The 11,836-nt window shown below is 47.6% G+C and carries 14 protein-coding genes; 5 read left to right on the top strand and 9 right to left on the bottom strand.

Annotated features, from left to right (window positions below; all coding sequences use genetic code 11):
• Positions 1–619 (bottom strand): CoB--CoM heterodisulfide reductase iron-sulfur subunit B family protein (locus KOO63_13195; protein ID MBU8922768.1); only part of this gene is annotated, 619 nt, incomplete at its 3' end.
• Positions 620–1,198 (bottom strand): 4Fe-4S dicluster domain-containing protein, encoded by a 579-nt coding sequence (locus tag KOO63_13190; protein MBU8922767.1) that lies wholly within the window; start codon positions 1,196–1,198, stop codon positions 620–622.
• 292 nt (positions 1,199–1,490) lie between these two features.
• Between KOO63_13190 and KOO63_13185 the strand changes: the two genes are divergently transcribed.
• Positions 1,491–2,627, top strand: coding sequence for a tetratricopeptide repeat protein (locus KOO63_13185; GenBank protein MBU8922766.1), 1,137 nt, complete (start codon positions 1,491–1,493; stop codon positions 2,625–2,627).
• Here the strand turns inward: KOO63_13185 and KOO63_13180 are convergent.
• On the bottom strand, positions 2,621–3,544 hold the full coding sequence (locus KOO63_13180; GenBank protein ID MBU8922765.1) for a DMT family transporter: 924 nt from the start codon (positions 3,542–3,544) through the stop codon (positions 2,621–2,623). The two genes, KOO63_13185 and KOO63_13180, sit on opposite strands and share 7 nt — an antisense overlap.
• Positions 3,545–3,610: 66 nt before the next feature.
• Between KOO63_13180 and KOO63_13175 the strand changes: the two genes are divergently transcribed.
• Entirely contained in the window at positions 3,611–4,405 is a 795-nt protein-coding gene (locus tag KOO63_13175; GenBank protein MBU8922764.1) for a DUF116 domain-containing protein, read from the top strand.
• Positions 4,406–4,516: 111 nt separating this feature from the next.
• A complete protein-coding gene (locus KOO63_13170; GenBank protein MBU8922763.1) occupies positions 4,517–5,155 on the top strand; it encodes a hypothetical protein in 639 nt (212 codons plus the stop codon).
• Between the two features lie 16 nt (positions 5,156–5,171).
• On the opposite strand, the gene KOO63_13165 is transcribed toward KOO63_13170, so the two are convergent.
• Both KOO63_13165 and KOO63_13160 read right to left on the bottom strand, forming a co-directional pair.
• Positions 5,172–5,540, bottom strand: coding sequence for a response regulator (locus KOO63_13165; GenBank protein ID MBU8922762.1), 369 nt, complete (start codon positions 5,538–5,540; stop codon positions 5,172–5,174).
• A gap of 109 nt (positions 5,541–5,649) precedes the next feature.
• Complete coding sequence (locus tag KOO63_13160; GenBank protein ID MBU8922761.1) at positions 5,650–6,231, bottom strand: hypothetical protein; 582 nt, start codon at positions 6,229–6,231, stop codon at positions 5,650–5,652.
• 257 nt (positions 6,232–6,488) lie between these two features.
• On the opposite strand from KOO63_13160, the gene KOO63_13155 reads away from it, so the two are divergent.
• Positions 6,489–6,887 carry a hypothetical protein gene (locus KOO63_13155; protein ID MBU8922760.1) on the top strand — a complete coding sequence of 133 codons (399 nt, stop codon included), beginning with the start codon at positions 6,489–6,491 and terminating at the stop codon, positions 6,885–6,887.
• A gap of 61 nt (positions 6,888–6,948) precedes the next feature.
• Here the strand turns inward: KOO63_13155 and KOO63_13150 are convergent, their stop codons facing one another.
• A complete protein-coding gene (locus tag KOO63_13150) occupies positions 6,949–8,403 on the bottom strand; it encodes an HD domain-containing protein (protein MBU8922759.1) in 1,455 nt (484 codons plus the stop codon).
• A gap of 182 nt (positions 8,404–8,585) precedes the next feature.
• Between KOO63_13150 and KOO63_13145 the strand changes: the two genes are divergently transcribed.
• Positions 8,586–10,595, top strand: a complete 2,010-nt coding sequence (locus tag KOO63_13145; GenBank protein MBU8922758.1) for a GWxTD domain-containing protein — start codon at positions 8,586–8,588, stop codon at positions 10,593–10,595.
• Here the strand turns inward: KOO63_13145 and KOO63_13140 are convergent.
• From KOO63_13140 to KOO63_13130, 3 genes are all read right to left on the bottom strand, one after another.
• On the bottom strand, positions 10,585–10,965 hold the full coding sequence (locus tag KOO63_13140) for a hypothetical protein (GenBank protein ID MBU8922757.1): 381 nt from the start codon (positions 10,963–10,965) through the stop codon (positions 10,585–10,587). The genes KOO63_13145 and KOO63_13140 overlap by 11 nt on opposite strands.
• An 8-nt stretch (positions 10,966–10,973) precedes the next feature.
• A complete protein-coding gene (locus tag KOO63_13135; GenBank protein MBU8922756.1) occupies positions 10,974–11,498 on the bottom strand; it encodes a nitroreductase family protein in 525 nt (174 codons plus the stop codon).
• A partial coding sequence (locus tag KOO63_13130) for a hypothetical protein (GenBank protein ID MBU8922755.1) occupies positions 11,499–11,836 on the bottom strand: 338 nt, incomplete at its 5' end. It lies immediately after the preceding gene.

Here is an 11,836-nt window from a genome sequence, read left to right as displayed (position 1 = left end):
GGTGGAGGGCTTTCTTCTCCTCGGTACCCATGAGAGATGCTCCACAGCACTTCGTCTTCATAGAATAATCGACACATGTCGCGCCGACAGAACGAATCAGTTCATCCATGCTCTGGGGGTCGTCCGGATCATCGAGCCCGATCTCGGGGCGAACGATCTGGCATCCGTAGTAGGGCGCTACTTTCAGAGCCGATAGATCTTTCTTTAAGGTGCTGGCGATCTTCTCTTTTTCAACATCGTTCACAACGACATCGAGAAGATGCCTCACCTTGACATTACCGCTGTAATTGAGACCGCCTGCCTCCAGAGCCTGTCCCACTTTCTTCCTGATGTCAGGATACTCTGCGCAATAATTATTAGTCTTGTTCAGTACCAGATAACAGGCGCTGCACGGAGTGACCAGATCTCTGTGTAACTTTTCAGCAAGGGCGAGGTTTCTCGCCGATATCGCAAAGCTCAATAGCTCTCTGACCGACATATATGCTGTAGCTCCACAGCAGTTCCAGTCGTCGAGTTCTTCCAGTTCTATCCCGAGCCCTGGCATCACCGAATCGATCGATTCCTGATAAAGGTTCGCGGTCGCACTGACGGAACATCCAGGATAATATGTATATTTCATCTATATCCCCTCCATCTCGTCGACTTTCCTGATGATCTTTCTGAGCTGATCGACATTCTTCATCTTGTGTGGAAGAATGGGCAATCTGCCGTTTGAAAAAAGCTTCAGGCCAATGGGCGCGAAATTGAAGGCGTTCAGAAGATCGGCCTCGATGATGTATCTTGTCATCAACTCGGTCTCATGATTTCTACCGTACTTGTTTACCATCTTTACAAAATTCCTGGAAAGCACAGCCGCCCTTCTACCCTCCTTCACCTTTCCCTCTTTTATTGCCAGCCTCTTAAGCGCATACATCACATCGGTGATCTTGATCTCCTTGGGACATCTCACCGCGCACGAATAACAGGACGAACAAAACCAGATAGTGTTCGACCCAAGGACCTCATCTCGAAATCCAGCCCTGATCAGGGAAAAGATCTTTCTGGGCGCATGATCCATTACCGCGCCCTGGGGACAGGAGCCACTGCATGTACCGCATTGGATACAACGCTTGACTTCCTCACCGCCTGGAAGCGAATAGATCTCATCCAGAAAATCATGATCGAGGGTTGCCTCATAAACTACTTCTTTTTCAAGCATTTATTTGACTTCCTCTTGGAAATAACCAAAGTTGCCATTCTTACGGTTAACACCGCTGTCTATATTACAATATCAACGGGAAAAGTCAACCCTAATATGAAGTCATATTTTCAGTTAGCCTATAGTGCATTTTGTAAACCTCTTTGTTAATATTAAGTTAACCCCCTAATGTATTTTATGAAAATTACTCTTCTTTTTATCATTCTGACACAAAAAAATACTGAAATATTTCCGGCTAATGATTATGTTTTATCTGGAAGTCCCCCGTATCCGTAAAAGAAAGGAAGTTCTGATGAGATCGATACTCTATATCCTGATCCTGTCTTTTCTGGCCCTGATATCCAACGGCTGCTCGGATGCTTCCATCAAGCATTATAACCTTGGGATCGAGGCCGCCGAAAGGGGCGAACTTGACAGGGCGATCAGTGAATGGAGAGAATCACTCAAACACAGATATGAAGATGCCGACGCCCAGTACAACCTTGGTATGGCGCTCCTCGAAAAGGAATTGTATGACGAGGCTTCCATCCATCTGCTGGAAGCCGCGAGGTTATCACCGGCTGACAACGAGATTCAGTATGCCTGCGGAAAAGCGCTCGAAGAGAAGGGTGCGCTGCCTGAAGCAAAGAAGGCTTACCGATTGTCGATCACTCTCAAACAAAATTATTCTCCTCCACACATCGGGATAGCATCGATAGCTATGAAACAGAAGCAATACAGGACAGCCGAGAAATACGCTGCACATGGATTGAACATCTCGATGAAGAATCTCGAAGGCAACCTGATACTCAGCGAGGCCTATTTCATGCAGGGAAATTTCCAGGAGGCCTATGCCCAGTTACTTTCGATACGACATATATTCCCAAGGGAACCCGCACTTCTGCTTCTTTTGGGAAAGGTACTCAGTAAACGGCATATGCATGAAGACGCTATAACCACCTTGCGCCTTGCGAAAGAGAACGGCGCTTCGGGTGGAGACCTGTTCCTATATATGGGACGCTCTTCATTCGCGTTGAGTCGGTACAGCGATGCTGAAAAATTCTTTCAGCTCGCCCTTTATAAGAACGATACAGATATTCGCGCCCTGAAGGGACTCGCTGAGACCCGTTTCAAAAAAGGAAATTACGAGAAATCTCTCGTAGCGTGGAAAAGAATATCATCGATCTCACCCATGGATCTGGAAACACAGCTCGGCAAAAGCATGGTCTATATCAACACGGGAAGATCCGAAGAAGCAGTATCCATCCTCGAAACACTCGCCGAAAAGGAAAGTTCTCCTCCGCGCACACTCTACTATCTCGGTCACGCTCTGATGAGGACCGGAAAAAAGAACGAGGCCCGTGAATCATTCGAGGAATTTCTTAAAACCTGGCAGGGCGATCATGCACTGATAGCGGAAGTAAATGACATAATAGTTACTCTTCAGTAACTCTTTACACCCCTGGCGTTCTGGAACGCCTGGTTGAAATAGATCACGATTGCCAGCCCTGTCAATATTATCAGACCTCCGGCAATCTCGCTCTTCAGAGGGACCTCTCTCAGGATGATCAGAGCGAGGAGTGTCGTCCCCAGCGGTTCGGCAAGAACCGAAAAGGTAACAACGGTCGTCTTCAACCTTTTCAAAGCCCAGTTGAGAAGAGAATGTCCTCCCCCCTGACAAACCACGGCCATAAGCAGACAATAAACGTAGGCTTTAACAGGCAGGCCGGCAAGATTCCCACCAGTAAACGGCAGCACCGCAACCAGGATCACGGCCGCGACGGTATAGACAGCGAACAGATGTGAAAGAAGCGATAATCTAAGTCTGAGTCTGCTGCCTGTCAGAAAATAGCCGGCGGCGGCTACCGCCCCCGTGATTGCAAGAAGGTCACCTTTCCATGAGGTTCCTCCGGTCACTCTGAGGTTGTTCCCTCCCATCACTATCGCGCCGACAGCAGCCAGGCCAAGTCCGGCCCAGAAGAAACCAGGTACTTTTTCTCTGTATACCAGGACCGAATAAACAGCGACGAACAGAGGACTCGCCGTAACGAAAACGATCGAGCTGACTATTCCGGTCAGAAACAACGAAGTGATCCAGGTGAGAAAATGAATTGCGAGTAGTCCGCCCGACACAAAAAGAAGTACGATATCCTTTTTTCCGAGAGATGAAAACTCCCCTCGGACCTTCTTTGAAAAAATCACAAATGGAAACAACAGGAGCGACGAGAAAAGCATCCTCAACGCGGCAACCGACGATGGTGGAGCGCCGGATAACCTGACAAACACAGCGGCGAATGAAATAGAGATCATCGCGACTACGAGTAATGTGTATGCTTTCCTGTCATCCATTTCTGCACCGTTGATCATAAGTCGATTCTCTCACAGCAATCATTCTTGTTGAAGATAATTCTTCCCTGCGTTAGATTTCTATCGATGAGTAAAGATGAAGGAAATAACGGGAAGGAACATAAACCTCGCAGGGTCCTGGGAGAAGAATGGGTCGACTGGGATGGTGGTAAGGAGCCTGCCGATATCGACGAGGGTAAAAAGACATTTATTTTACTCTCATTGCTCGTCATCGTCTTCGTTTTCACTGTCGGCGCTCTTTTCTGGTACCTTGTTCTTCCGAGGTTTCTGTCATTCGGTAGAATATGGGCGTTCTCGCTAAGCATCGTTTTCCTTTCAGTGACCGTCATTCTGCTGGCCTGGTATATTCTGCTTGTCGTGACTGTATTCACGAAAAAGAGTTATATGAAGATATGTCTCACGAGAGGCAGCAGTCTTTTTTTCTTCCTGTATCCCCTCGCGATCCGCTTCGCGTCCCTTCTTGGAATATCAAGGGACAGGCTCAGTCATTCTTTCATAAGGGTCAGTAATACTCTCATCCGTCCTGACAGGGGAAATGGACCTGTACTTGCCATCTTCCCCCGCTGTCTTGACCGCGAGACAAGGACAAAGGCACGCGAGATCTGCGAAAGCCATTCAGATGTGATTATCCATACAGCATCCGGAGGATCAGCAGCACGCAAGGTCATACGAGATCTTGTGCCTCGTGCTATCGTAGCGGTCGCCTGCGAAAGGGATCTGGTCAGCGGCATCCAGGATATAGCTCCGAGGATCCCTGTCATAGGCATTCCAAACAACCGTCCTTCAGGCCCCTGCAAAGATACCACGATGGATATTCGATCTTTCTTGGACGCCATCGAGTTCTTTTCCCCCACTCCCTGAACCCTGACCATATCTCTGGCATAATAATTGATAATAATACTCTGGATATTACCTATGCCAACGCTTTGATTAACAATGTTTCGGCGATCTAACCCCAAGGGGGTACAAGAGATGAGTGACAATTACTACCGGAAGACGCCCACCATAATCAGCGGTGAGCTCGCCAGAAAAGTAAAGTTTCGTATCATGATGCTGGTTCTTTTCAGCACAATCACCGTAGCTATAGCCTTCGGGATGTCCTTTTACTTCGGACTGATCTCTGGAGGATCGGCACTTTCGCAGCAGTTTCCGGAACTTGGAGCAATCGCGAGAAAGATGACAAGTATTCTGATGATGAATACTGTCGGGTTCGTTGTCATCATCATAGCCTCCTTCTATCTCCTCAGCAAGTTGGTCACAAAGAGGATGTTCGATGCAATCGGCATTATCATCGGCAATATGCAGACTTTGACCGACAATGGACGAATTTCCGATATCGAAGAAATCGATCCTGGCCCCTTTGAATCACTCGATTCATCTTACCGCGCCTTCATAGACCGATTAAAGGAGATGGAAACCTCCGAGGTCATGAGGTTGCAGAAGATTATCGATGAAGCATCAGACACGGGTCCCGATGCGTCTCACCTGGATATTGTCAGGGAACTCATTGTGGAAAAAAAAGCAAAAACAGGGATCAGGACATCAGGAGTATCCTCTGGCTATGATGAATCCAGTAATAACGACGACCCGGTATTCATGCAGCCTGTCTGAACGAAATAATTAATGGTCATACCATTTGTAGCAAAGATGAGATGTGGTCCAGCAGGACTTCTATATTGAACGGTTTCTGCAGAAGGATGTCGGCATCCAGAGGCTCTTCCAGGACTTCTCTCTCGAAATCCCTCGCGGACAGGATGATGACCGGCATATGTTTTAGATTCTCGTCACTCTTGATCCTGTTACATACTTTGTACCCATCTATCAGGGGAAGCATCAGATCAAGGATTACGAGGTCGAACGATTCTCTCTCGATCGTCTCCAGCGCCTCTTTCCCGTCATAAGCAATGCTTGCTTCATATCCAGCGTGATTAAGCGTAAACTGCAGGATTTTCGCAAGATGCATTTCATCATCTACGATCAGGACTCTTTGAGTCATCTTTATCCTCTTTGTTCAGCAACAGTTACAGAATTTGCCGAAAATTCCTTATCAATAGCACTACTGGATCATATCTGAATGAAAGTTACGTGCCATCACAGGTCCCAGGTCATTCTCCCACACCGTAACAGATACCTATGCTGGCTCCCATACCGGTGTAGCTCACTGGTTCTATATCGATCACACGCAGATTTATATGAAACATCACGACGAGAGGAAGAGAGAAGCTGTTGTTGAGGTCGAACTCGTATCCCGCCTCAAAAACATAATCCTTGTCTTTCAACGATCCGGAGGAGCCTTCTCCTGACCAGCTGACGGTTGCGATTCCGATACCAGCACCGACGAAACCACTCTCCCATCCCGGTCCGAATTCTCCTCTATTGAAATAATATCTCAGGGACAACGCCACATCTCTGAAAGCGAATCCTTCCGATACATATTGAGTGGTGGACAATATCGCCAGTCCAAGATTGAATCTTTCCAGTTCATCATACATATACTTCGCATACGAAGGCCTCATAACAAGGCTCAATCCATATCCGTAAGCAATGGTTTTATGGTGCCATGGAGCATAAATACCGGTATTCCCTCCAATATGTGTCTCCAGTCCACCCTCGGGAAAAGACAGGGCGTGAGTGTTCACAAAGGGAAATAAAATAATAATCACTGCAATAATAATTAACCGTCTCATACTCCTTCCTCGCTGCAACCACCATACCGGGAATCTTGTTCTCGCTATCATGTTGTAGATAATCAAGTTGCCAATTTCGGGAATACCTGCTCACCCCCATGATGGGGATTATTTCTCCACCGGAGAGAGAAATCTTTTCCCCCCTCGACACAGATCATTGAAATATGCTATAATAAGGATGTACAGGGCAGAAGATTGAGTCACACACCTCAATCAATAAATTAAGTGTTACTTGTAATTCACTGGGAGTAAAGAATATGACCGCGCTGAGAACCAGGGCTCTCCTCGTGCTGACCGCCATAGCTATCCTGGTGTTCATCAGCCAGTCGGCTTTCGGGGCTGCTGCTTCGATCAAGAAGAGCGTCACCCCGATGGAAGACGGTAGATACCTTATCAAGCTTAAGGTAACATCTGCCAGTTCCGACATATACGGGCTGAGAATCATCGATCCGGAAGCGTCTATTATCAACATTTACGCTCCCCGCGGCTGGTGTGCCATCACTGACGGCGAAGATTTTCTGGCCAGGACCTCCAACCTGCCTCTCAAATCAGGCAGGCCTGTGGAGTTCATCATTCATTCCACTACGGACAAGGTCAACTATACATGGTCTGTCTATGGAAAGATGAAGCAACTGGGCAATCCGGAAACGTTGTAGATCGGAAGAGCTTCGTGCCCGGGGTGATCGTCTCACGTGAGGATGATCGTCCTGGGCTTTTTTATACCTTCGGTACAAAATATTTTCCTACCTCGACATCTCTCACAGGATTGTTTTCAACACTTTTAATTCTGTATTTTCCGATCCCCCCCGCACGGGATCGGTTATCGTTCAGATCGAGTATTATCTTTTCACTGACATGCCGTCCATCCGCGTCCATCAGGACTCTGACGATCGGCAACGCACCTTTGTCCGTATTTATATCTATGACGAGTACTTTTTCGCCGCTCTCCAGTTCAAGTGTACTTCCGATTGGAATATTCCCCATCATGTGAAGAAACATATCGAAATATCCAGGATGGAATTCCGCCCCTCTGGTACGGGACATCAGTTTTATTGCTTCATAGGGGCTTATCTGTCGTCTATAGGCTCTCTTTGTCGTCAGAGCATCGTACGTGTCGGCGATCCTGACTATCTGACTTCCCTCCAAGACTTTCCTGCTACTTTCCGGGGTCGGATATCCACCCAGGTCATAGCGCATATGATGTTCATAAGCTACACGCCAGATATGCTCTTCTACTCCCTCTTCTTTAAGGAGTCGTGCGCCATCGACCGGGTGTCGCCTGATGATCTGCCATTCAGAGGGCGTAAGTTTCTCTGTCTTTTTGATTATTCTCCTGGGAACATAGATCTTCCCTATATCGTGCATGATAGCTGCAAGCCCGACTCTACCGATTTCGACCTCGTCCAGCCCGATATGTCGCGCCTGGGCCATGGAGATCACAGAAACGTTCACGGAATGCGCGAACGTGTAGTCATCATAAGCTCTCAGAGATTTCAGAAACAGGATCAGAGTATTATTGGCTACTTCGTTCTCGACCAGCCCAAGTATAATCTTTCTGGCCGCTCTACCTTCCACTGACTGGATCTTTTCGAGTTTTTCCAGGACATTACCCACTTCCTGTCCTATCACACTCTCCGCGGATAAATTCGTCGGGGATTCCGGTTCGAGGGAAATCATTTTCCTTTCGTGCCTGATTTCAGTTTCCGGTTCGGGTCTGCATACATCGGGTGCTCCATGCCTGATCTTGATGTTTCGGATTTTCGCCCAGGCACTGTTGTAGTCGAAAGACCTGTCATCTTTAACTGCGGAAGCCGCAATCTCCATAAAGGCCAGCAATTCTATCCTTTCGAGTTCGGGCCTGAACTCGAGTTCCCCTATGGAAAGTTTCTTCAACGAACTAAGGAGTACATGGACATTCCTGTCCTCGCTCCTGTGAAGGTCGTACTCGAAATTGAGCAGACACATCGAATTTCTGACCAGTCTCAGTGAAATGCCCTTATTATTGCTCATCATTTCCGTAATCGACAAATATACTTTGTCCAGAAACAGATTCACAGATGGATGTTCTGGCGGGAAAAGCCTTACCTGCAGAAGAAGCTTCGCCATCTCATCAGTACACTTTTTCAGGATCTTGTATTGCACTGGCAGAGTTTTAAGGACCGAGCCCGACATTCTATTCCTTCCCTGGACAAATCAACCCATTGAAATTGATGCAAGTATCGTTCCCTTATAGCAGTTATCATTTGCGGACAGGGATCTTCGAGCAATGAATGGTACTTATGGTTTAAATGTTGACCCCGGGATCTCGTTGCTCTATTTTTGTTTCAGGACACTTCTTTAGACAGGACCCCGGAATGAAGACCGTTTTTTCACTTTTTATGATCTTTCTGCTCATGCTCTGTGCCTGCACTCCGTATAGAGACATACCTGTAGATAAGGACTTCCTGAACCCTTTATCCGGCCTGGATACCCTCAATATTAAAAACAGTATTAATGACGTGAAGGAGTCGTTGCGATTCAGGCCCGAAGACCCTTCTCTTCATCGCAAGCTGGCAATCTACTACAGACTGATGGCGACTCCTTATTCACGAGCAATATCTATAGAAGAGATCGATCGGGCCATTGCGCTCGATCCTGATGACCCACTGAATCATGTTGAAAGAGGTCTCACCCTTTACGCTATGAGATTCATTGGAGACGCGGAAGCCGCAATGAAACAGGCCATCAAGCTTGATCCCGGGTTTTTTCACGCGTGGTTTCAGCTGGGCAGGATCGAAAAGGACAGATACCTCGTCAACATGTGTTTCACTGAGCGCAAGGAAAACGCGATAAGTTATTTCAAAAAGGCCTACAATATCGACGACACTCACGAAGAGACTCTATACAATCTCGGGCTGCTTCACTGCTTGAGAAGGATGTACAAGACTTCGAAAAAATACGCTTCGAGAGCTTCGACCCTTCATCCTGATAATCCAAAACATCACCTGTTGCTGGGGACGATACTGTTCAGGATGGGATTGTTCGAAGACGCGGCAAAGGAATATGATACAGCATTGATACTCATGGACGACCTGGAAAATTCTTATTATCTCGATACTGCCCCTCTTCTGCCTTTCAAGCAGAGAGAAGAATACCTCAAGTGGCCGGAAACACAGGGAAGGAAATGGAGCGGACGGTTCTGGCTCCGTAACGATCCGACACCTGCTACGGAACTGAATGAACGACTCCTTGAGCATTATGAAAGAGTCTTTTTAGCCAGGGAACTATTAACTCACGACAGGCTGGGGTTGGATGGCGCCGAGACTGCGAGAGGACTCGCCCTTATCAGCTACGGCCTTCCCGACAAGTTTCTATACAACCTCGGCGGTGGCCTGCACGGCTCTATGGTTGCCTGGGAATACTGCGGTGAGGGTACAGGATTCACTCTCTATTTCCAGGACGAATTCCTCAACGGAAACTATCATATCCCGATAGACCCGGCTTTTATCTCAATTGCCACAGCCACGCAGAACATATTAAATTCGGTTCCGCAGTCGTATGAGTATCCTGTAGCCTTCATCCCGGCTGGAATTCATGTCGCGTCCGCCAGGAGGATGCTTGCATCCGGAAATACGGACCTGGAATTCTCGATTGCTATCCCTGATTCGGCTATCGACGATCCAGGCACCGATTTCACTCTTGTTCTCTCAATATTCGATTTCGATCTTAACAGGATCATCTATGAGATACACCGGATCAGACCTGACACCCTTCTCTCTTTTAAGCGCGGCGAGGAATCGTATCGCCTTTTTAACTTCAACATTGGCATGATCCCGCCTTCCGGAAAATGTGATATGGCGATCGAACTAACTGGCGGCAAACCTTACAGACGGGCGACTTGTGAAAGAGAAATAGAGATCGGAGACCTTTCGTGGGACAAACCCGGAGCGAGCGACATCAGGTTTACACTTTCCCTTTCGGAGGTTGGCTGTACATCCCTCCTGGACCCTATACCGGCCTACGATCACGGGACCAGGCTTTGTCTCTCATACGACATATACAACCTTTCCAGAGGCCAGGATAATTTATCCAGGTACAGGCTCACATACGCCATAAAGACTGTCTCAAAGTCAGCTGAAGATTATAGCGGAATAAGAAAGACTCTGTGGTGGATAGCAAGAAGCGCGAGAGGTGGCTCAGACGATGTCAGCCCATTCATATCCAGCTCGCTGGAGCAGAGTATAGACTCACCTCATGTCACCGACGCTCTTCAGATCGAACTTGGATCGATAGAACCAGGACGTTATGTCCTGACTCTTGATATAGAAGACATTGTCAGCGGAGGTACCATAAGAAGGGAAAGAGAATTCGTCATCAAAGACTGATCGTTCCTGCTACTATTGAGGTTGGAAGTTCCTTTCCTCCTCCCCCGTCATCTACCTCCTCGTCCTCACTGGAATAGAACATTGAATATATGATATAAAAGGCGAAGGTGGCGACTATAGCTACCATAGCTATCTCCTTCACCATGCCTGTATCTTTTTCCTGAGGGATCTCGATCTCCATCACCTGGATCGAGTCCGTGCCGACAGGTATGAGGTAATTCAATTCAGGTCCTTCAGAAAATTCCACCTCTCCGATGACACTTTCTTTCAGGTCGACATTCCGCTCTTCGACAAAGATATTTCCCGACGATACCTGTTGAGACGAGAAAAAGATCCCTAAAAGCAGGAGGATGAAAATTCTCCGTGTCACGGAAGAAATCATCTCTCTTCCCACCTTTCAGACATTATTATCTCTTCCAGCTTTTTTCTTGGTCTGAAACGGCGTTCTCCTGCTGGATAGCCTAATGGAGTAAGAGCTACTATCTTGATATCAGCTGGAACCCCGAGGATCTCCCGAACTTCCTCTTCCATAAAAGCACCAATCCAGCAGGTACCGAGCCCTTCAGCCTCGGCTGCCAGCATCAGGTGTTCTACTGCTATCCCTATATCTACAGGTAGACTGTTCCAGTACCCACCCATCTTGCCGTAAGCTTCTTCTTCTTTTCCGCATACGGCTATGACAACCGGAGCTTCCCCGATGAAAGCCTGTTTCTTGCAGGCGGGAACAAGTTTCTTTCGCGTCTCTTCTTCAGTAATAACAATGAACGTCCAGGGCTGACCATTTTTCCCGGATGGCGCCAGCCGAGCTGCATCAAGCACCTTTTCCAGTTTTTCTTTCTCTACAGCGTCCGGTTTATAAGCTCTGACGCTTGTCCTCATCCTGATCACTTCATACAGATCCATTTAGACCTCCCTTGCCCTTTTTCCAGGCAGCCATTGGAGGATTCTCTCGATGACTGAGCGCTTCTTTCCATCTCTGCATTTCGGCAGTACATAGCACAGGCCTGAATCCACCGTTATAGTCACGGTAACCAGCATAAGAGCGAAGACCACCCAGTATTTCTCCGGAATTCTCGCGGGATATATGAAAAGATAGAACAACATTCCGTCACCGACCAGGCATTGCACTGTCGTTTTGACCTTACCCAACCAGCTTGCCGGAACAAAAACCCCAGCCTTTCTCCTCACTACTATACGGTACATAGTGACGAGAACCTCACGCAACAGTATTACTCCCACGA

Source organism: Candidatus Latescibacterota bacterium (genome assembly GCA_019038625.1).
GTDB lineage: Bacteria > Krumholzibacteriota > Krumholzibacteriia > Krumholzibacteriales > Krumholzibacteriaceae > JAGLYV01.
This window is presented reverse-complemented; position numbering and strand designations above follow the sequence as displayed.

Excerpts from the sequence above, each read along its gene's own strand:
- KOO63_13170 (MBU8922763.1), top strand. The coding sequence starts at position 4,517 with ATGAGTGACAATTACTACCGGAAGACGCCCACCATAATCAGCGGTGAG.
- KOO63_13155 (MBU8922760.1), top strand. The coding sequence starts at position 6,489 with ATGACCGCGCTGAGAACCAGGGCTCTCCTCGTGCTGACCGCCATAGCT.
- KOO63_13160 (MBU8922761.1), bottom strand. The coding sequence starts at position 6,231 with ATGAGACGGTTAATTATTATTGCAGTGATTATTATTTTATTTCCCTTT.
- KOO63_13175 (MBU8922764.1), top strand. The coding sequence starts at position 3,611 with ATGAGTAAAGATGAAGGAAATAACGGGAAGGAACATAAACCTCGCAGG.
- KOO63_13145 (MBU8922758.1), top strand. The coding sequence starts at position 8,586 with ATGAAGACCGTTTTTTCACTTTTTATGATCTTTCTGCTCATGCTCTGT.
- KOO63_13185 (MBU8922766.1), top strand. The coding sequence starts at position 1,491 with ATGAGATCGATACTCTATATCCTGATCCTGTCTTTTCTGGCCCTGATA.
- KOO63_13165 (MBU8922762.1), bottom strand. The coding sequence starts at position 5,540 with ATGACTCAAAGAGTCCTGATCGTAGATGATGAAATGCATCTTGCGAAA.
- KOO63_13180 (MBU8922765.1), bottom strand. The coding sequence starts at position 3,544 with ATGATCAACGGTGCAGAAATGGATGACAGGAAAGCATACACATTACTC.
- KOO63_13150 (MBU8922759.1), bottom strand. The coding sequence starts at position 8,403 with ATGTCGGGCTCGGTCCTTAAAACTCTGCCAGTGCAATACAAGATCCTG.
- KOO63_13190 (MBU8922767.1), bottom strand. The coding sequence starts at position 1,198 with ATGCTTGAAAAAGAAGTAGTTTATGAGGCAACCCTCGATCATGATTTT.
- KOO63_13135 (MBU8922756.1), bottom strand. The coding sequence starts at position 11,498 with ATGGATCTGTATGAAGTGATCAGGATGAGGACAAGCGTCAGAGCTTAT.